This is a genomic window from uncultured Polaribacter sp. (genome assembly GCF_947503855.1).
Lineage (GTDB): Bacteria > Bacteroidota > Bacteroidia > Flavobacteriales > Flavobacteriaceae > Polaribacter.
On sequence record NZ_CANNFF010000003.1, the window covers coordinates 87,406 to 107,338 of the forward strand.

At 31.6% G+C, this 19,933-nt stretch carries 17 protein-coding genes and 1 riboswitch; all 17 genes read right to left on the bottom strand.

Translation table 11 applies throughout. The annotated features are described in order from the left end of the window. Window positions 1-89: 89 nt before the first annotated feature. Window positions 90-2,792, bottom strand: coding sequence for a methionine synthase (metH, locus tag Q0662_RS03410; protein ID WP_298947159.1), 2,703 nt, complete (start codon window positions 2,790-2,792; stop codon window positions 90-92). A gap of 100 nt (window positions 2,793-2,892) precedes the next feature. Further along, a complete protein-coding gene (locus Q0662_RS03415; RefSeq protein WP_347186307.1) occupies window positions 2,893-3,147 on the bottom strand; it encodes a four helix bundle protein in 255 nt (84 codons plus the stop codon). A 71-nt stretch (window positions 3,148-3,218) separates the two neighbouring features. After that, on the bottom strand, window positions 3,219-4,217 hold the full coding sequence (locus Q0662_RS03420) for a homocysteine S-methyltransferase family protein (RefSeq protein ID WP_298947160.1): 999 nt from the start codon (window positions 4,215-4,217) through the stop codon (window positions 3,219-3,221). 49 nt (window positions 4,218-4,266) lie between these two features. Further along, window positions 4,267-4,394, bottom strand: a riboswitch (SAM riboswitch). A gap of 80 nt (window positions 4,395-4,474) precedes the next feature. Next, window positions 4,475-5,362 (bottom strand): cysteine synthase CysM, encoded by an 888-nt coding sequence (gene cysM / locus Q0662_RS03425; protein ID WP_298947162.1) that lies wholly within the window; start codon window positions 5,360-5,362, stop codon window positions 4,475-4,477. A gap of 5 nt (window positions 5,363-5,367) precedes the next feature. After that, window positions 5,368-6,123: a serine O-acetyltransferase EpsC gene (gene epsC / locus Q0662_RS03430; protein WP_298947163.1), complete on the bottom strand. Its 756-nt coding sequence runs from the start codon at window positions 6,121-6,123 to the stop codon at window positions 5,368-5,370. A 5-nt stretch (window positions 6,124-6,128) separates the two neighbouring features. Beyond that, on the bottom strand, window positions 6,129-6,458 hold the full coding sequence (locus tag Q0662_RS03435; protein WP_298947164.1) for a 2Fe-2S iron-sulfur cluster-binding protein: 330 nt from the start codon (window positions 6,456-6,458) through the stop codon (window positions 6,129-6,131). A 244-nt stretch (window positions 6,459-6,702) separates the two neighbouring features. Next, the gene (locus Q0662_RS03440) at window positions 6,703-7,758 is read right to left on the bottom strand and encodes an NAD(P)/FAD-dependent oxidoreductase (RefSeq protein ID WP_298947165.1); all 1,056 of its coding nucleotides are present in this window, start codon (window positions 7,756-7,758) and stop codon (window positions 6,703-6,705) included. Window positions 7,759-7,813: 55 nt separating this feature from the next. Further along, complete coding sequence (locus Q0662_RS03445; RefSeq protein ID WP_298947166.1) at window positions 7,814-8,392, bottom strand: bifunctional precorrin-2 dehydrogenase/sirohydrochlorin ferrochelatase; 579 nt, start codon at window positions 8,390-8,392, stop codon at window positions 7,814-7,816. Between the two features lie 9 nt (window positions 8,393-8,401). Further along, window positions 8,402-9,172 (bottom strand): uroporphyrinogen-III C-methyltransferase, encoded by a 771-nt coding sequence (gene cobA / locus Q0662_RS03450; RefSeq protein WP_298947168.1) that lies wholly within the window; start codon window positions 9,170-9,172, stop codon window positions 8,402-8,404. A 5-nt stretch (window positions 9,173-9,177) separates the two neighbouring features. Next, window positions 9,178-11,283 (bottom strand): HEPN domain-containing protein, encoded by a 2,106-nt coding sequence (locus Q0662_RS03455; protein WP_298947169.1) that lies wholly within the window; start codon window positions 11,281-11,283, stop codon window positions 9,178-9,180. Window positions 11,284-11,359: 76 nt separating this feature from the next. Then, the gene (locus Q0662_RS03460; RefSeq protein ID WP_298947456.1) at window positions 11,360-12,607 is read right to left on the bottom strand and encodes a GTP-binding protein; all 1,248 of its coding nucleotides are present in this window, start codon (window positions 12,605-12,607) and stop codon (window positions 11,360-11,362) included. A gap of 206 nt (window positions 12,608-12,813) precedes the next feature. Next, entirely contained in the window at window positions 12,814-13,719 is a 906-nt protein-coding gene (cysD, locus tag Q0662_RS03465; protein ID WP_298947170.1) for a sulfate adenylyltransferase subunit CysD, read from the bottom strand. 11 nt (window positions 13,720-13,730) lie between these two features. Then, the gene (locus Q0662_RS03470; protein WP_298947171.1) at window positions 13,731-14,345 is read right to left on the bottom strand and encodes a phosphoadenosine phosphosulfate reductase family protein; all 615 of its coding nucleotides are present in this window, start codon (window positions 14,343-14,345) and stop codon (window positions 13,731-13,733) included. Continuing rightward, entirely contained in the window at window positions 14,345-14,608 is a 264-nt protein-coding gene (locus Q0662_RS03475; protein ID WP_298947173.1) for a DUF2061 domain-containing protein, read from the bottom strand. Before Q0662_RS03475 ends, Q0662_RS03470 begins: the two co-directional genes overlap by 1 nt. Before the next feature lie 208 nt (window positions 14,609-14,816). After that, window positions 14,817-15,227: an Rrf2 family transcriptional regulator gene (locus tag Q0662_RS03480; protein ID WP_298947176.1), complete on the bottom strand. Its 411-nt coding sequence runs from the start codon at window positions 15,225-15,227 to the stop codon at window positions 14,817-14,819. 27 nt (window positions 15,228-15,254) lie between these two features. Continuing rightward, window positions 15,255-16,421 (bottom strand): aminotransferase class I/II-fold pyridoxal phosphate-dependent enzyme, encoded by a 1,167-nt coding sequence (locus Q0662_RS03485; RefSeq protein ID WP_298947178.1) that lies wholly within the window; start codon window positions 16,419-16,421, stop codon window positions 15,255-15,257. 74 nt (window positions 16,422-16,495) lie between these two features. Beyond that, entirely contained in the window at window positions 16,496-19,897 is a 3,402-nt protein-coding gene (gene thrA / locus Q0662_RS03490; RefSeq protein ID WP_298947180.1) for a bifunctional aspartate kinase/homoserine dehydrogenase I, read from the bottom strand. Window positions 19,898-19,933: the final 36 nt, after the last annotated feature.

Consider the following 19,933-nt stretch of genomic DNA (forward strand, 5'->3'; position numbering starts at 1 on the left):
TCACTCTAACTGACAACCAAAAAGGATGCCATTTCAATCGCTAACGCAAAACCCACTTTTGCTTTAAAAGCCCGTAAGGTCTAAAAAAACTATTCTTCTGCCAAATTAGGATGCAACCATTTTTTCGCTTTTTCTAATGTAATTCCTTTTCTTGTTGCAAAATCGGTTACTTGGTCTTCTGTAATTTTACCCAAACCAAAATATTTGGCTTCTTTGTTGGCAAAATAATATCCAGAAACTGCTGCTGCTGGCCACATGGCTAAACTTTCTGTTAAGCTAACTCCTATTTGATTTTCTACATCTAGTAACTTCCAAATTGTTTCTTTTTCTAAATGATCTGGACATGCAGGATAACCTGGTGCAGGTCGAATACCTTTGTAATTTTCTTTTATTAAATCTTCATTGGTTAAAGCTTCATCTGTAGCATACCCCCAATGTTTTATTCTTATTTGTTTGTGTAAATATTCTGCAAAAGCTTCTGCAAGCCTATCAGCTATAGCTTGGGCCATAATTGCATTGTAATCGTCTTCTTTTGCTTTGTAACTGTTGGCCAATTCTTGTGCGCCAAAAATAGCTACACAAAATGTACCTATATAATCTGTTTTTTTTGTTTCTTTTGGTGCAATAAAATCTGCTAATGCTAAATTAGGGATTCCTTCTCTTTTTTTAAGTTGTTGTCTTAAAGTTCTAAAAACCGCAATTTCTTTGCCTTTTTTATGAACAGAAATATCATCATGGTTAATTGAGTTTGCTTCAAACAAGCTAAATATTGCTTTGGATTTTAGCAATTGTTTTGCTATAATTTCTTGCAACATTTTTTGAGCATCGTTAAACAATTCTGTGGCTTGTTCGCCAACCAAATTGTCTGTTAAAATAGCTGGGTATTTACCATGTAAATCCCAACTTCTAAAAAACGGACTCCAATCTATAAAGGGCAACAATTCTTTTAAACTTAGTTGTTCTAAGGTCTGAATTCCAAGTTCGTTTGGCTTTTTTATTTCTGTGGTTTCCCAATCTATTTTATACTTACGTTTTCTGGCAGCTTCAATGGAAATATATGATTTTTCTTTCCCACGTTTTAAAAACTTGGTTCTAAATTCGTCATAATCTTTTTTCAATTTTGCAGTATATAAATGGCTCGATTTTTTGTTTAATAAATCTCCTACAACTGTTACGGCTCTTGAGGCATCATTAACATGCACTACGGCATTTTTGTATTGTGTATCTATTTTTACTGCTGTATGTGCTTTAGAAGTTGTTGCACCTCCAATTAATAGAGGAACTTCAAAATTTTGACGTTGCATTTCTTTTGCTAGATACACCATTTCATCTAAAGATGGTGTTATCAAACCACTTAAACCAATAGCATCTACTCTTTCATCTATAGCTGTTTGTATAATTTTTTCTGGTGGAACCATCACACCTAAGTCTACAATTTCGTAATTATTACAAGCCAAAACAACACTTACAATATTTTTACCAATATCATGCACATCCCCTTTCACAGTTGCCATTAAAATTTTACCAACGGGTTCTGATTTATCAGATTTTTCAGCCTCAATAAATGGATTTAGATACGCAACAGCTTTTTTCATCACTCTTGCAGATTTTACTACTTGAGGCAAAAACATTTTTCCTGCTCCAAATAAATCACCTACTACATTCATACCAATCATTAAATGACCTTCTATGACTTCGATAGGTGCCTCAGCTTCTTGTCTTGCTTGTTCTACATCTTCTATAATAAAAGCGTCAATCCCTTTTACTAAGGCATGTGTAATTTTTTCTTGCAATGTGTTTTCTCTCCAAGATAAATCTGCACCAGCTTCTTTTTTAGACCCTTTTACAGTTTCTGCAAAATCTAAAAGACGTTCTGTGGCATCTTCTCTTCTGTCTAAAATTACGTCTTCTACATGTTCTAATAAATCTTTAGGAATGTCATCATAAACCTCTAACAAAGCAGGGTTTAGAATACCCATATTCATTCCGTTTTTTATGGCATGATATAAAAACACAGAGTGCATTGCTTCACGAACACCATTATTTCCTCTAAACGAAAATGATACGTTACTTACACCACCACTTACAGAAACATTGGGTAAATTTTCTCTTACCCACTTTGTTGCTTCTATAAAATCGATAGCATTTCTTTTGTGTTCATCCATACCTGTTGCTACAGGAAAAATATTTAAATCGAAAATAATATCTTCGGATGCAAAATTTACTTTATTAACTAAAATATCATAAGAACGTTTTGCAATTTCGATGCGTCTTTGATAATTATCTGCTTGCCCAACTTCGTCAAAAGCCATTACAATTACGGCTGCTCCATAACGTTTTATTTGGGTGGCCTCCCAAATGAATTTTTCTTCTCCTTCTTTTAACGAAATGGAGTTTACCACACATTTTCCTTGTACCACTTGAAGTCCAGCTTCTATGATTTCCCACTTGGAACTATCAATCATTATTGGTACTCTACAAATATCTGGTTCTGCTGCAATTAAATTTAAGAAACGAACCATGGCTTGTTTTCCATCAATTAAGCCGTCATCAAAGTTAATATCGATAATTTGTGCACCACCATCTACTTGATGCCTTGCAATATCAAGAGCCTCGTCAAATTTTTCTTCTTTAATTAAACGTAAAAACTTACGAGAACCTGCTACATTTGTTCGTTCTCCAACGTTTATAAAATTGCTGTTCTCGTTTAGAACTAGTGGTTCTAATCCAGACAATTTCATGTAACGTTTTTGGTTAATGGTTATTGGTTGTTGGTTGTTGGTCTCACTCATACTTATAATTTTTTATAATAATTAATAAAACCATTTAATAATTTCTTGCATGAAATCACTTTTTCTAAAATAATTTTTAAATCTTCCTTTGACATATAATCTAAATAAAAGATAAATACAATTGTGTTTCAACTTCTTGTAAAGAATCTTTAGCTATGTATAAAAAATGAATTGTTTCTTTGTTTGACTGTCTTCCAATGCCTTCTAAGATATTAGAAGGGACAGAAACCACAGATCTTCTAATTTGATTTGTTAATCCATATATTTCTTCTTTTGGATTTTTTTTTATTAGAAGATATACTTTTTTTACAAGTTCTCTGGAATATTTCCAAACGTCTAAATCTGTATAATTCATATTATTAAATGGTTTTTGGTTGTAAGTTTATATTTAATGGTATTTTGGCGTCAACCAAAAACTAAAAACCACTAACCAATAACTAATTTTCTAGGTTGATACTTTTTGGCAATATTTGCGATCACTTTTATATGTTCTGGAGATGTACCACAACAACCACCAATAATATTAATTAAATTTTTCTTTAAATATTCTTCTATTTGCTCGCCCATTTCTTCTGGAGTTTCATCATATTCACCAAAAGCATTTGGCAAACCTGCATTGGGATGAGCAGAAATTGCAAAGTTTGTTTTATTAGCAATTGCTTCTAAATGAGGTTGTAATAAATTGGCTCCCAAAGCACAATTAAAACCCACAGATAATAATGGTATATGGGAAACAGAAATTAAAAAAGCTTCTGCTGTTTGCCCTGATAAAGTTCTACCTGAAGCATCTGTAATGGTGCCGCTTAACATGGTTGGAACTTCTATATTTCTTTCGTCTTTTACTTCTTCTATTGCAAATAAAGCTGCTTTTGCATTTAAGGTATCAAATACAGTTTCTACTAATAATAAATCTGCTCCACCATCTAATAAAGCTTCTACTTGTTGTTTATAAGCAATTCTTAATTCGTTAAAAGTAACCGCTCTATAACCGGGATCATTTACATCTGGAGACATGCTTGCTGTTCTATTTGTAGGCCCAATAGAACCTGCTACAAAACGTGGTTTTTGTGGTTCTTTTTTTGTAAATTCTTCTGCTACTTCTTTCGCAATTTTTGCTGATTGATAGTTTAGTTCATATACTAAATCTTCCATTTGATAATCTGCCATTGCTATGGTTGTTCCAGAAAATGTATTGGTTTCTACTATATCAGCACCAGCTTCAAAATATTTACCATGGATGGTTTTGATAGCTTCTGGTTGGGTAATAGACAACAAATCGTTGTTACCTTGCAATGGTGTTGGGTAGTCTATAAAGCGTTTTCCTCTAAAATCTTCTTCTGTAAATTTATAGGCTTGCAACATGGTACCCATTGCACCATCTAAAACTAAAATTCTTTTTTGTAATTCTTTGTAAATGTTTGACATTTTCTGATATTTTTATCAATGTATGTCATCAGGAAAGGTAATTTTTTCGCTGTTATCTGTCCCTTTTTATAGGTTACTGAAACAAGTTCAATACAGGTAGAATGTAGCACCTTTCTCAAAAGTGAGAGGTTGCCAAGGCTTCATTGGGTCTAATCCCTCTGCCTTTCATGATAACGTAAATCAATAAGATTATGAACGATAGTACAAATAAAAGGATTATTTTTTTATTTAAAGAATATTATACTTTAAAAAAATACTTATTCGAAAAGTGAAGATGATAGATAACGATCTCCTCTATCGCATACAATGGCAACTACGACACCTTTATCTAATTTTTCAGCTACTTTTATGGCTGTTGCTATAGAACCTCCACTACTCATACCTGCAAAAATACCTTCTTCTGTTGCCAATCTTTTGGTCATAGTAATAGCTTCTTGCTCACTTACTCCAATAACTTGATCTACTTTATTTTTATTAAAAATAGCAGGTAAGTATTCTTCTGGCCATTTTCTAATTCCTGGGATTTTGGCACCATCTTTAGGTTGTGCTCCTACAATGGTAATATTTTTATTTTTTTCTTTTAAAAAGTCTGAAACTCCCATTATAGTTCCTGTGGTACCCATTGCAGCAACAAAATGTGTTACTTTACCTTCTGTATCTCTCCAAATTTCTGGGCCTGTAGTTTTATAATGTGCTTTAGAATTATCTGTATTATCAAACTGATTTAATCTAAAATACCCTTTTTTATATTTTAACTCTAAAGCAAAATCTATAGAACCTTCCATACCTAGTTTTTGTGGTGTTAAATGCACTTTTGCACCATAAGCACGCATGGTTTTTACTCTTTCTATAGTTGAGTTTTCGGGCATTACCAATACCATATTTACACCTAAAACTTTTGCCATTAAAGCCAAAGCAATCCCTGTGTTACCACTGGTTGCTTCTACTAAAGTATCGCCTTTTTTAATATTATTTCTTTTCAAAGCTTCAGAAATCATATTATAGGCAGCTCTATCTTTAACACTTCCTCCTGGATTGTTACCTTCTAGTTTTAGTAAAAGTGTAACTCCTTCTTTTTTAAAAATATTTTGAGCTTCCACCAAAGGTGTATTTCCTACAAAATCTATGATACTTTTTGTTTTCATGTGATTTATTTTCTTTGAAAGATTTTATTTTCTGCTTGAACTGTAACTACCGAATCTTTTGAAATTGATTCAGTTACACATACATTTGCTCCAATTATAGAGTTTTCTCCAATAACTACATCACCACCTAAAATTGTAGCATTTGCATAAATGACAACATTGTTTTCTATGGTTGGATGTCTTTTGGTAGATGCCATATTTTTTTTAACTTGGATTCCGCCTAAAGTTACCCCTTGAAAAATGGTTACATTGTTTTTTATTATTGTAGTTTCTCCGATAACAATACCAGTTGCATGATCTATAAAAAAAGATTCGCCAATTTCTGCACCTGGATGAATGTCTGTACCTGTTGTACTGTGTGCAAACTCGCTCATCATTCTAGGTAAAACAGGGATTTCTTGTTTTAATAACTGATTGCTTAATCTATACACTGCAATTGCGTAAAACCCTGGATATGCTAAATAAATTTCTTGTAAACTTTTTGCGGCTGGATCTCTATTTACAGCAGCTTGCGCATCTAAATCTAATTTTTTTCTAATTTTAGGAAATGTATTTTCAAAGGCTAACCAGGAACAGTTTTCATTATCTACCTCTAATCTCTCTAAAATTTTAAAGAATTTATTTTTAGTTTTTACAGCATTCTCTTTTTGATAAGCCTTATCAAACAAACAATTTAAAAGTTGTTTTGTAAAAACTTCTACAGCGTCTCTTAAACACATACTATAATTTATTACTTGAACTTTTTCTTTTATTTCTTTCATAAAACTTATGATTCTGGTGCTAACTCTACTTCTAAACCGTTAATTTCTGGGGTTATTTGAATTTGACAACCTAGTCTACTGTTATCTTCTACATGAAATGCTTCTGCTAACATCGCGTCTTCATCATCGCTAATTTCTGGTAATTCGTGGTCTGATTTTACATAACATTGGCAAGATGAACACATTGCCATTCCACCACAAATACCAATGGTTCCCTCTTCTGCCAATTCGTAAGAACGAACAACTTCCATTAAGTTCATTGCCATGTCTGTTGGTGCAACTATATCATGTGTTACGCCATTTCTATCTGTTATTTTTATATTGATGTCTTGCATCTGCCTAGTTAATAGTTTTTATAGTTAGCTATGATAACTGCTGCCTTTTTGCAAAGTTACAGAAACCTAACAATATAGATTGATTATTTGTTGAAAGAAAGCAATGACTTTTAAGCAAATTTAGCCCACATTGAAATATTTCAAATATCTGTTGATATTTTTATTCTTTATTTTTAAGATTCTTTTATACGCATGTAACAAAAATAAAAAATATAGTAGAAAGCTAGAAATAGCTTCTAAAAATTTAATTGATGGCTTTTACGACTGCTTTTGGCGCTTCTTTTCTTGTTCCGTCAAAACCATCTACACCACCTACAGTAGTATATTTCATTACATATTTTTTATCTGGAAAAATACGTTTATAAGCACTTTGACACATTAGGGTTGCTTCGTGAAATCCGCAAAGAATTAACTTTAATTTTCCAGGATAGGTATTTACATCTCCTATGGCATAAATACCTGGAATATTAGTTTGATAATCTAAAGCATTATTAACTTTAATGGCATTTTTCTCGATTTCTAAACCCCAGTTTCCTATAGGGCCTAGTTTTGGAGATAAGCCAAAAAGTGGAATAAAATGATCTGTATCAATCATAAAAGCGTCTTCGCCCTTTTTTTCTACAACCACACCTGATACTTTTTCTGTACCTAATATAGCTTTAACTTCTGCTGGCGTTATCAAGTTTATTTTACCTAAGTTTTTTAATTCTTGTACTTTCTCTACAGAGTCTAAAGCGCCTCTAAATTCATTTCTTCTGTGAATTAAAGTTACTTCTGAAGCAACATCTGATAAGAAGATTGCCCAATCTAAAGCAGAATCTCCTCCACCAGAAATTACGACTCTTTTATTTCTGTAAAATTCTGGTTCTTTTATAATATACTCAACTCCAAGATCTTCAAATTTTGCAATATTTTCTAACAAGGGTTTTCTTGGTTCAAAAGAACCTAAACCACCAGCAATAGCCACCACTTTTGCATGATGTTTTGTACCTTTATTTGTAGTTACAATAAAAGTACCATCTTCTTGTTTCTCTATAGTTTCTGCTCTTTCTCCTAATGTAAATCCAGGTTCAAACTGCTTGATTTGTTCTAATAGATTTTTTGTTAAATCTCCTGCTAAAATTTCTGGGTATGCAGGTATATCATAAATAGGTTTTTTAGGATAAATTTCTGAACACTGCCCACCAGGTTGTGGCAATGCATCTATTAAATGACATTTTAATTTTAATAAACCTGCTTCAAAAACGGTAAATAAACCTGTTGGTCCTGCTCCAATAATTAGGATATCTGTTTGTATCATAATTTACTTTTTTTAGAACTTTCAAATTTTAAAAAACTGAAAGGTCTCAATATTTCTATTTTTTTTCTACTAAACTTTTTGTAAACTCGTTTAACTTTTCTACTTTTTCCTCAAAATTTCCTTTGATGGTTTTTCTATATTCGTTTAAATTTTTTACTAAATCGTCTATATTTTCTGGAATCACTTCTTCAAAAAACTGGCGTAATCTTTTGGCTGTTGTTGGCGATTTTCCGTTGGTAGAAATTGCCACTTTTACGTTCCCTTTGGTTACAATACCTCCCATATAAAAATCGCAAAAAGGCGGGTTATCTGCTACATTTACTAAAATACTGCGCTTTCTACAATGTTTGTAAACATTTTGATTAATGGCAGGAATATCTGTAGTTGCTACCACAATATGTTTTCCTTTTAAAAATCGCTTGCTATATTTTTTTTGAATTATTTTTACATTTCCTGTTTTAGCTAAGGTTTTTGTACCTTCTCTAAACATTGGCGAAACCATTGTTACATTCGCATTAGGACTCGATTTTAGTAAAAACGTTAATTTTTCTTCAGCAACAAAGCCACCACCAACAATTAATATTTGCAGGTTTTTAGTTTTTAAGAAAATAGGATATAAATTGTTTCTTTCCATTACAAAAAATTAAGCAATTAGTGCTTTTTGATGTTCTTGTTGAACATTTGCTAATATTTGCCTGTGATTTACAACTTCACCCAAAACAATAATTGCAGGATTGCTTAATTTTTGTTTTTTTACCACATCTAAAATGGTATCTACCGTGCCAACTCCGATTTTTTCGTTATCTCTTGTTCCATTTTGAATAATTGCTACTGGTAAATTATTTTTATGTTCTTGTTGAAATAATTTGATGATTTCTGGCAATTTTCCCATTCCCATTAAAACCACTATAGTTGCGTTTGATTTTGCTGCTATCGCAACATCATTAGACAATTTATGGTCTTTTGTTGTGCCTGTAATTACCCAAAAACTTTCTGCATTTCCTCTTTTTGTTAAAGGTATATTTTGATATGCAGGTACTGCTAAAGAAGATGAAATACCTGGAACCATAGCTGTTTCTATGCCAAAACTTGCTGCGAACTCCATTTCTTCTGCTCCACGTCCAAAAATAAATGGGTCTCCACCTTTTAAACGTACAACATGCCCATGTGTTTTTGCTCTGGCTACAATTAAATCGTTAATTTGCTCTTGCTGATATCTGTAACAACCTCTGCGTTTTCCCACAAAAATAATTTCTGCTTTTGGGTTGATATGGTCTAATAATTCTTCGTTTACCAAAGCATCATACAAAACAACATCTGCATTTTTTAAAGTTTTTATGGCTTTTAATGTGATTAGATCTACATCTCCAGGACCAGCTCCAACTACCGTTAATTTTGGATTTTTAAAAATCATACCTCCTAATTTATAGTTTCGTTGACTGCTGTTTCGTTTTCTCTAAAAGTTCTTACTTGTTGTAAAAAACATTCAGCATCTTTTATATATTTTTTTGCAAACTCTTCTTTTGGAGCGTATTTATGAATCTGATAAATAAATTCAGAAAATGAAGTTCCTATATCAATTTTTTTAGTGTCAATAAAATACTCATCAAACAATTTAATAATATTTGCTTGCGAATTTGTTTTGGTATTTTCTGCTAATAACAATGCCTTTGCAGAGTTTACCAAAGAACTGTATGTATGATAAATAGCGTTTGAATATACGTTGTTTACAAAAGCTTCTTTTGCTTTTTCAATTTTCTCTTCACTTTCTAAAAATAAAGTTGCTATTAAATCGATAACAACACCAGCACATTCTCCAATTCCGATTTGCTTAACATACTCTTCATTGGTTCCCCAGTCAATAAAATCTTCTTGGGTTAGATTGGTAACATCTTGTAAATCATTCAATAAATCATAAAAATAACGTTCACCTTTTATTTTGTAATAATCAACAAACTTATTTCCATTAGAATTTACTTCAAAATCATTTAAAATTCTGCGTAGAGCTTCTGGACCTCTTCTACTTGGCACTTTTACAACTTTATCTGCAAAAATTCCATTTCCATCACCTAAATTACCACCTCCTAAAAGTACTTGTAAAGCTGGCGCTACTAACTTTTCTGGGGTGCGTACAGACATACCTTGAAAGCCAATATTTGCTATATTATGCTGGCCACAAGCATTCATACAGCCACTAATTTTAATGATTAAATCTTCGTTTTTTAAATATTGAGGATAATCTGCAGCTATAACTCTTTCTAATTCTGCTGCAATACCTGTACTGCTTGCAATACCCAAATTACAAGTATCTGTGCCTGGACAAGCCGTAATATCTACTGCTTTATTATAACCTGCTTCTACAAAATTTAACTTTTCTAGTTCTTGATAAAAAAAAGGAACTAACTCTTCTTTTACAAAAGGAATTAAAATATTTTGACGGAGAGATAATCTAATTTCTCCTGCTGCAAAATTTTCAACTAAATCAGCTAATAGCCTTGCTTTGTCTGTATAAAAATCGCCTAATAAAACTTTTATACCAATAGCAACATACCCTTTTTGTTTTTGAGGAATTACATTGGTTAATTTCCAAGTTTCAAAAGCTTGATGATTTTTAATTTCTACTTTTGGTATTTCTTTTATATCAACAGGTTTTGAGCTTTCATAAGCATCTGCATCAATTTGAACAGATTTAAATTCAATTGCTGTTTGCTCTTTCTCTACCAATTCTTTAAAGCGATCTAAACCAATATCTTTTATTAAAAATTTCATCCTAGCTTTGGCTCTACTTTTACGTTCTCCATATCTATCAAAAATTCTTAAAACACCTTCCATTAAAGGAATTATTTTATCACTTGGTAAAAAATCATAAAACAAATCTGCATGTCTTGGCTGAGATCCTAAACCACCACCAAGCATTACTTTAAAACCACGAACACCAGCTTCTGTTTTAGCAATAAAACCTAAATCGTGCATGTAAGAAAGACCTGTATCTTGATCTGAAGACGAAAAAGAAACTTTAAATTTTCTTCCCATTTCTTGACAAATTGGATTTCTTAAAAAGAATCTAAAAAGCGCATCTGCATAGGGAGAAACATCAAAGGGCTCATTTATATCTATACCTGCTGTTTCTGAAGCGGTTACGTTTCTTACAGTATTACCACAAGCTTCTCTTAAAGTTACTTTATCTCTTTCTAATGCGGCCCAAAGTTGTGGCGTTCTATTTAGATCTACATAGTGAATTTGAATATCTTGACGAGTTGTAATGTGCAATCTTCCTCTAGAATATTCATCTGAAACCTCTGCAATTCTTTTTAATTGATTACTTTTTACTTTACCATAAGGTAATTTGATACGAATCATTTGAACACCTTGCTGTCGCTGTCCATATACACCTCTTGCTAAACGTAAACTTCTAAATTTTTCTTCATCAATTTGTAAGTTATTAAATGCAGCAATTTTATCTGCCAATTCAATAATATCTTTTTCTACAACTGGATTTTCTATTTCTGTTCTAAAACTTTGCATTTGTTTGTGTTTAAATGTTGATAGCTAAGATTTAAAAAACATTTTACATCTTCTAACTACCAAACTCGTCGTTTTTCTACTTTATAAAACCAACACCAACTGTATTGTTTGTTTTTGGATTGATTAAAATAAACGCTCCATTATATTTATTTTGATTGTAAGCATCTACCGATAATGGTTTACTTAACTTTAATTGAACATCACCAATTTGGTTTAATTCTAACGCTGATGGTTTTTCTAATTTTCCAGAAAAATCTGTTTTTATGATGCTATGTAATTGGGTGATTTTTGCTTGTGCATCATTTACACCATGCTTGATATAATATTTTTGTGATGCTTGTAAAGGTTCTTTATCCATCCAACAAATGGTGGCATCTAGTTGTTTTGTAATGGTAGGTTCTTCATCTACTTTCACCAACATATCTCCTCTACTTATATTTACATGATCATCTAAAGTGATGGTTACAGAACTTCCACTTTTTGCTTTGGCGAATTCTTCATTAAAAAAATGTATACTTTTTATGGTTGATGTTGTTTGCGATGGTAATACAGCTACTTTATCGCCAATTTCAAAATCGCCACCATATATTTTACCTGCATAGCCTCTAAAATCGTGATGTTCTTCTGTTTTGGGTCTAATTACTGTTTGAACAGGAAAACGTGTTTGAGAAACATCATTTATATCTTCTGCATCTAATTTTTCTAAATGATTTAACAATGTTTCGCCTTTGTACCAAGGCATATTTTCTGATTTTTCTACAACATTATCGCCTTTTAAGGCAGATAAAGGAATAAACGTCAAGTTCTGATTTTTATATTCGCTTTTACTTGCTAAATATTCGATTTCTCCTTTTATAATATTGTATTTTTCTACAGAAAAATCTACCAAATCCATTTTATTAATGGCAATTACAACATCTTTTATGCGTAATAAATTATTGATAAAAAAGTGACGATACGTTTGTTCTACAACTCCATTTCTTGCATCAATTAAAACAATAGAAGCTTGTGCTGTAGAAGCACCAGTAACCATATTTCTTGTGTATTCTATATGCCCTGGAGCATCTGCAATAATGAAACTTTTCTTTTTTGTAGAAAAATAAATATGTGCAACATCAATGGTAATACCTTGCTCACGTTCTGCAACTAAACCATCTGTTGCTAAAGAAAAATCTAAATAATCGAAACCACGTTGTTTGCTTTTCTCTTCAATAGCTTCTAATTTATCGTCTGTTAAGGATTTTGTATCATATAATAAACGCCCAATTAAGGTACTTTTACCATCATCTACACTACCTGCTGTTGCTATTTTTAAGTGCCCCAACCCAACCTTCCCCAAAGGAGAAGGAGTTGAGTTTGTTTGTGTTTTATTGCTATTCATAATTAAATCCTAACCTTCCCATTTCAACTGCGCTCAATGCAGGCTTGGGGAAGGAACACTCTTGTGAAAAATGCTACTTTTTATTGATAATTAATATTTTTTTGTTTTCAAACTTGCTGACTTCCCCCTTTGGGGAATTGAGGGGGCTTTTAAAAATACCCTTGTTGTTTGCGCTTTTCCATTGCAGCTTCAGAGCGTTTATCGTCTATTCTTGCACCTCTTTCTGAAATGGAGGAATCTCTAATTTCTTCTACTACTTTATGGATATCTACTGCATGAGATAATACTGCTGCTGTACAGCTCATATCACCAACCGTTCTAAAACGAACCATTCTTTCTACTACCTCTTCTTCTTTATCTCTGTACACTACATCATCATCTGCCGACCAAATAAAACCATCTCTTAAAAAGGTTTTTCTTTTGTGTGCAAAATAGATAGACGGAATTTCGATATTCTCTTTTTGGATATAAGACCAAACGTCTAATTCTGTCCAATTTGAAATTGGAAAAACACGAACATTTTGCCCTAAATCTATTTTTCCGTTTAACATGTCAAACAATTCGGGACGTTGATTTTTTTCATCCCATTGACCAAAATCATCTCTAACAGAAAAGATACGTTCTTTGGCTCTTGCTTTTTCTTCATCTCTTCTTGCACCACCTATACAAGCATCAAAACCGAATTCTTCTATAGCATCTAACAAGGTTTCTGTTTGTAAAATATTTCTACTTGCGTATCTACCCGTTTCTTCTTTTACTCTCCCAGAATCGATATTATCTTGTACATTTCTTACAATTAATTCAACGCCTAATTCTTTAACTAAATCGTCTCTAAATTTTATCGTTTCAGGAAAATTATGACCTGTATCTATGTGCATTAATGGAAACGGAATTTTAGCTGGATAAAATGCTTTTTGGGCTAGTCTTACTAACGTAATACTATCTTTTCCTCCAGAAAATAATAAAACAGGTTTTTCAAATTGCGCAACGACTTCTCTTAATATATAAATAGCTTCGCTCTCTAAAGCATCTGCCTGTAATGTTCTTTGATTCATAATTGTGTATTTTAGATATGCAAACCACATTCTCTGTTACTTTCTACTTTTGTAGGATCAAAATATTTGAACTCATTTGGCAAATTGTATTGCTCTAAATATGTGTCTAAATCTTTGTCTGTCCAATGATAAAATGGGCTTATTTTTAGAACACCATCATTACTTTTCGATACAATATTGATACTGTCTCTAAAAGCGGTTTGCCCTTTTCTTAAGTTGGTAAACCAAACATCTGGTTGATGTTCTTTCATTGCTCTAGAAAATGGTTCTAATTTTACTTGTTTTGTAAACAGCGCATGTTTTTTATCATCTATAGATGGAACTCCTAACACCACATTTCTATGGGCCACAGTTTGCTTAGGCACATATAAATGGATGTTTAAATTCAATTTTTCGATAAGCTCTTCTGCATGTCTATAAGTTTGTACAGTATTATAACCTGTATCGCACCAAATTACCTTAATATCTTTTTTTACTTCTGTTACTGCATTTAAAATAGCTACTTCATAAGGTCTGAAATTGGTTGTAATTACAGGATTTTCTGCTATTGAAACTGCCCATTTCACAATATCTAAAGGATTTTTATCAGATAAAAAATCATTAATTTCTTCAATATTCAAGTTCATTATTTTCCCCATTTTATTTTATTCCAAATTCGTTCATGAAAAAAGTACAACACCAATTTTGTTAAAAAATCTATAGAAGCAATAGAAGTTGCTAGTGCAATTTCTCCTGTTAAAATATAAGAAACCACCAAAGTATCTAAAGTACCTATAAGTCTCCAGCTTAATGCTTTGATAACACTACGCAAAGGTTTTTCGGAAACCCTAACCTCTTCAAAACCTTTGCTTTGTGTCTTTTTACTAAAAATTATTTGATCTAAAATCATAAATATTTAATAAACAATTCAAATAACCCTACTATTTTAGTAGAGATTACAAACATACTTTATAAAATGGAACTTATAGAACTAAAATTAAATTATTTTATAATTACCCTATAGATTTAATAGATTAATAAAAATACTAAAGTTTTATTGTGAATCTTAAAATAGATCAACTAAAAGTTAAAGAATAAAAAGTAAAACTATGGGATTATTACTGGCACAAATCTGCCAAAGAGGTGTTTCTAAAGATTTGCAATGTATTATCTCTTACTTGTAACATTAATTTGTGAACTGCACAGGTATTTTCATCTGGGCAATCATCACATTTTTCATAAAAATTTAGACTCACACAAGGCACCATAGAAATTGGACCTTCTAATACACGCATTATGGTAGTCATTTGAATTTCTGAGGCATCTTTTAGTAAATAGTAGCCACCACCTTTTCCTTTTTTAGAGCCTAAAATTCCGTTTTTTTTAAGAGTAAGTAAAATACTTTCTAAAAATTTTAAGGAGATATTTTCATTTTTAGATATGGTAGCAATTTGCACAGGCACTTTATTTTCTTGTTTTACCAAAAAAGTAAGTGCTTTGATACCGTATTTTGTTTTTTTAGAAAGCATATTTCAAAAATACGCAAATTTAATTATTTACGCATTTAGTGCTTGTTCTAAATCTGCAATAATATCTACAATATTTTCTAAACCTACAGAAACCCTAACCAAACCTTTTGTAATACCTACTTCTAACCTGTCTTTTTCAGATAATCTCCCATGCGTTGTAGATGATGGATGCGTAACAATAGTTCTGGTATCACCCAAATTTGCAGATAAAGAACACATTTTAATATGGTTTAAAAATTTTCTACCTGCTTCTATACCTCCTTTTAGTTCAAAAGCTACAATATTACCTCCTATTTTCATTTGTTTTTTTGCAATTTCATATTGCGGATGAGATTTTAAAAAAGGATATTTTACTAATTCTACATGCTCATTTTCCTCTAAAAACTGTGCAACTTTCAGTGCATTTTCAGAATGTTTTTCTACTCTAATAGCCAACGTTTCTAGACTTTTAGACAAAACCCAAGCATTAAAAGGAGACATTGCTGGCCCAGTATTTCTTGCAAACAAATAAATTTCTTGCATTAAATCTTTAGACCCCACTGTAACACCCCCTAATACACGACCTTGCCCATCAATTAATTTGGTAGCAGAGTGAATTACCAAATCTGCACCAAACTTAATAGGTTGTTGTATGTAAGGTGTTGCAAAACAATTATCAACAATAAAAATTAAATTATGTTTTTTAGCAATTTTACCAATCAATTCTAAATCTAAAATATCAACAGCAGGGTTTGTAGGTGTTTCTATGTATAAAATTTTGGTGTTTGTCTGAATTAAACTTTCTACCAAATCTACCTCGTTTACTTTAAAATAAGAAGTTTCTATATTCCATTTTGGTAAAAATTTGGTAAACATAGAATGTGTAGAACCAAATACAGATCTACAAGAAACCACATGATCTCCAGCATTTAATAAGGCAGCAAATGAAGTGAAAATTGCAGACATGCCTGTTGCAAAAGCATAACCAGCTTCTGCACCTTCCATGTGTACAATTTTATCTACAAACTCAGTGGTATTTGGATTTGTAAACCTACTATATAAATTACGTTCTTTTTCTTCTGCAAAAGAAGCTCTCATTTCTTCTGCATCATTAAAAACAAAACTAGAGGTTACATATAAAGGTGTAGAATGCTCTGAAAACTGACTTCTTTCTGTTTGAATTCTTATGGCTTCTGTTTCGAAATGTTTGTGCATTTTGGTTGTTCGTTGTTCGTTGTTGGTTATTGGATTTTGGTGCTAACTAACCACCAAAAAACATCAATAAAAAACTAATTATTATGTTTTGCCAATCTTAAAATATCACCAAAAACGCCTCTTGCTGTTACTTTATTTCCTGCTCCTGCTCCTTGTATTACAATGGGTTGCTCTCCATAAGATTCTGTATAAATCTCGAAGATTGCGTCTGAACCTTTTAAAGAGCCTAAAGGTGAATTTTTAGAAACAGAAACCAATTTTACATCTAAGTTTCCTGTTTCTTTTGATAAATCTCCACTTAACTCTCCAATGTAACGTAAAACGTAGTTTTCTTGTTGATTTTCTTTTAGCTGTTGATATTCTTCGTTCATCAATTCTAAATTAGATAAAAAATAATCAACCGTACCTTCTCTTAAATTTTCTGGAATTAAATTGTTGATATTCACATCCTCAAACTCATTTTCTAATTCTAATTCTCTCGCTAAAATTAATAATTTTCTAGCTACATCATTACCCCCTAAATCTTCTCTTGGGTCTGGTTCTGTAAAACCAGCTTCGATTGCGTCTTTTAAAACTTTTGAAAAAGAAACATCTTGTTCAGAAAAGGTGTTGAATAAATAGCTTAAACTTCCAGAAAAAACTCCTCTAATTTTTGTGATATTTTCTCCAGATTCATGTAATAAACGAATGGTGTCAATTAAAGGTAAACCTGCACCAACATTGGTTTCGTATAGATATTGTTTTTTATATTCTTTTAATTTAGAACGTATTTCTTTGTAAAAATCAAAAGACAGTGTATTGGCAATTTTGTTACAAGAAACCAAATCGAAACCGGCTTCTATTAACGGAATATAATTTTCTACAAATGAAACACTTGCCGTATTATCTACCGCAATTAAATTTTCAAAATGATGTGTTTTTACAAACTCTATAATATCATTTACATTAGTTGTATCTTCGCCTTTTTCTTCTAAATCTTGTTCCCAATTTTTGGTAACACCGTTTTTTTCTAGCAATATTTTTTTAGAATTTGCCACTGCAAAAACATTTAATTGAATTTTTCTACGCTCTAAAACAGAAGGTGCATTTTCTATAATTTGATGTATTAGAGTACCACCAACTAAACCTTTCCCAAAAATGGCAATATTTACTTTTTTTGCGACTCCAAAAACTTGTCCATGAATTACGTTTACTGCTTTGTGCAATTCGGTTTTTTTAACTACCAAACTCACATTTTTACCGGTAACTGTATTATTGAATAATACAGGAATTATTTGGTTTTTAATTAAGGCATTGTATGGTAAATGAAACTCACTTAAATCTTGCCCAATTATAGAAATTACTGCAACATCGTCAACAATAGAAATCTGGTTTACATCTTGCGCATAAAAATCGTTTTCAAATTCTCTTTCCAGTGCTAAAACTGCTTCATTTGCTCGGTTTCCGTCAATTATTAAACCAATTCCTCTTTCTGAAGAACCTTGAGAAATGATGCTTACACTTATATTTTTTTCGCTTAAAGCTTTAAAAATACGTGCATCTACACCTACTTTACCTAACAAACCTCTTCCTTCGAAATTTAACAAAGAAACATTGTTAATTGTAGAGATAGACTTGATTCCTTTTTCGGAGGATTCTGCAGTAATTAAGGTGCCTTTATCTTCTTTTTGAAAAGTGTTTAAAATACGTAGATTGATATTTTTTTCTAATAACGGAATAATGGTTTTTGCATGTAAAATAGTTGCTCCAAAATTTGCCAATTCATTGGCTTCTGAGAAAGATAGTTTTTCTATTTTTTTAGCATCAGCCACTAAATCAGGATTTGCAGTAAAAATTCCACTTACATGCGTGTAATTTTGTAACTCATCTGCATCTAAATAATTGGCAATTAAAGCAGCAGTATAATTGCTGCCATTTCTTCCTAAAGTTGTGGTTTCTCCTTTTTCATTAGATGCAATAAAACCTGAAAGAATGTTTACAGGTTTAGTATTTTCGTTAAAATATGCAATTATATTTTCTGAAGATAAGGCATGAATAGGTTGTGCATTACCAAAGTTTTCATCGGTAATAATTAAATTTCTGGTATCTGCAGATTTTGCTACAACACCCTTTTCTTCAAGTAAACTAGCAACTAATTTTGTTGATAATAATTCGCCTTGTGCTAAAACTTCATCTTTAATTTTATTACTATAATCTCCTAATAAAGAAACACCCTCGAAAATAGTTTCTAAGGTTTTAAATTCTTTACTAAAATCTACTTTTTTACTTGGTTCTTGTTGATAAGATTTTAAAGCATCTAAAGTTGTTTTATACGCTTCTTTTTTAGCCGCTTTTTCTAAAATAGCCTCCAAATCGTTGGTTGTAGTTCCTCTAGCAGAAACAACTACCGTAAACTTTTCGCCTTTTTTATGTTTGTCTAAAATAATTTCTATGGTGTTTTGCAATCCTTTTCCGTTGGCTAAAGATTTGCCACCAAACTTTATTACTTTCATCTTTTTTGCACTATAATCTTTATTGAATATAGGTTCTATTATTTTCTGTAGTTGATCATATTCGATTAAAAATGCATCATGACCATGTACAGAATTTATTTCGTTATAGGTAACATTTTCTTTTGTTAATGCTAACTTTTTATGGGTTTCTCTGTTTTCTTCGGCTGTAAAAAATAAATCTGAATCTACACCTATAATGTGAATATTTGCTTCAACTTTATCTAAAAGACTGCTGTTTTTTTCTTCATTTTGAGTAACATCAATACTTTTTAGCAATTGATTCATCAACTTATAAGAAGATAATTGGTAACGTTCTTGCAACTTTTTGCCATGATGCAACAACCAACTCTCCACATTAAAAATATCTGAATTTTCTTTTTTAGTTCGATGAAAACGCTCTTTAAAAGATTCTGGTGTTCTGTAACACAACATCGCATGCATTCTTGCATCGTGCACAGGGTTACTAGAATTTACCAAAAATTGCTCTTGTATTTGACAATTGGCAATTAACCAATCTGTAGATTTCCAGTCTGTGGCAATGGGTAAAAAATGTTGCGTTAATTTATTATTTAAAGCAACCATTTCCCAAGCAATTCCACCACCTAAAGAACCACCAATTAATGCAAATAATTTATTTATTTTAAGTTTTTTTAATCCTTCAATAAAAATTCTAGCAACATCTCTGGCTATAAAATCTTTATAATTTTCAATTAAAAAACCATCGAAACCATTTCCAGGAATATTGAAAGATAAAATACTGTAAACCTCTGTATTTATAGCTTTTTCTTTTCCTACAATATCAATCCACCAGCCATTTTTGCCAGCAACATCACTGTTTCCTGTTAATGCATGATTGATTAAAACCACCGGTGCTGTACCTAAATCTTGACCAAAAATTTGGTAACTTAAATTCAACTCAGGGATTTTAGTCCCCAATTCTGTGGTAAAATTTTTAATTTTGATATGTTGTAATGGATATTCCAAATTTAAAGTATAAAACTTCACAGGTTTTAAAAACCT

Excerpts from the sequence above, each read along its gene's own strand:
- metH (WP_298947159.1), bottom strand. The coding sequence starts at position 2,792 with ATGAGTGAGACCAACAACCAACAACCAATAACCATTAACCAAAAACGT.
- Q0662_RS03485 (WP_298947178.1), bottom strand. The coding sequence starts at position 16,421 with ATGCACAAACATTTCGAAACAGAAGCCATAAGAATTCAAACAGAAAGA.
- Q0662_RS03415 (WP_347186307.1), bottom strand. The coding sequence starts at position 3,147 with ATGAATTATACAGATTTAGACGTTTGGAAATATTCCAGAGAACTTGTA.
- cobA (WP_298947168.1), bottom strand. The coding sequence starts at position 9,172 with ATGATTTTTAAAAATCCAAAATTAACGGTAGTTGGAGCTGGTCCTGGA.
- epsC (WP_298947163.1), bottom strand. The coding sequence starts at position 6,123 with ATGAAAGAAATAAAAGAAAAAGTTCAAGTAATAAATTATAGTATGTGT.
- Q0662_RS03475 (WP_298947173.1), bottom strand. The coding sequence starts at position 14,608 with ATGATTTTAGATCAAATAATTTTTAGTAAAAAGACACAAAGCAAAGGT.
- Q0662_RS03420 (WP_298947160.1), bottom strand. The coding sequence starts at position 4,217 with ATGTCAAACATTTACAAAGAATTACAAAAAAGAATTTTAGTTTTAGAT.
- Q0662_RS03445 (WP_298947166.1), bottom strand. The coding sequence starts at position 8,392 with ATGGAAAGAAACAATTTATATCCTATTTTCTTAAAAACTAAAAACCTG.
- Q0662_RS03480 (WP_298947176.1), bottom strand. The coding sequence starts at position 15,227 with ATGCTTTCTAAAAAAACAAAATACGGTATCAAAGCACTTACTTTTTTG.
- Q0662_RS03470 (WP_298947171.1), bottom strand. The coding sequence starts at position 14,345 with ATGAACTTGAATATTGAAGAAATTAATGATTTTTTATCTGATAAAAAT.
- Q0662_RS03435 (WP_298947164.1), bottom strand. The coding sequence starts at position 6,458 with ATGCAAGACATCAATATAAAAATAACAGATAGAAATGGCGTAACACAT.
- Q0662_RS03440 (WP_298947165.1), bottom strand. The coding sequence starts at position 7,758 with ATGATACAAACAGATATCCTAATTATTGGAGCAGGACCAACAGGTTTA.
- cysD (WP_298947170.1), bottom strand. The coding sequence starts at position 13,719 with ATGAATCAAAGAACATTACAGGCAGATGCTTTAGAGAGCGAAGCTATT.
- Q0662_RS03455 (WP_298947169.1), bottom strand. The coding sequence starts at position 11,283 with ATGCAAAGTTTTAGAACAGAAATAGAAAATCCAGTTGTAGAAAAAGAT.
- cysM (WP_298947162.1), bottom strand. The coding sequence starts at position 5,362 with ATGAAAACAAAAAGTATCATAGATTTTGTAGGAAATACACCTTTGGTG.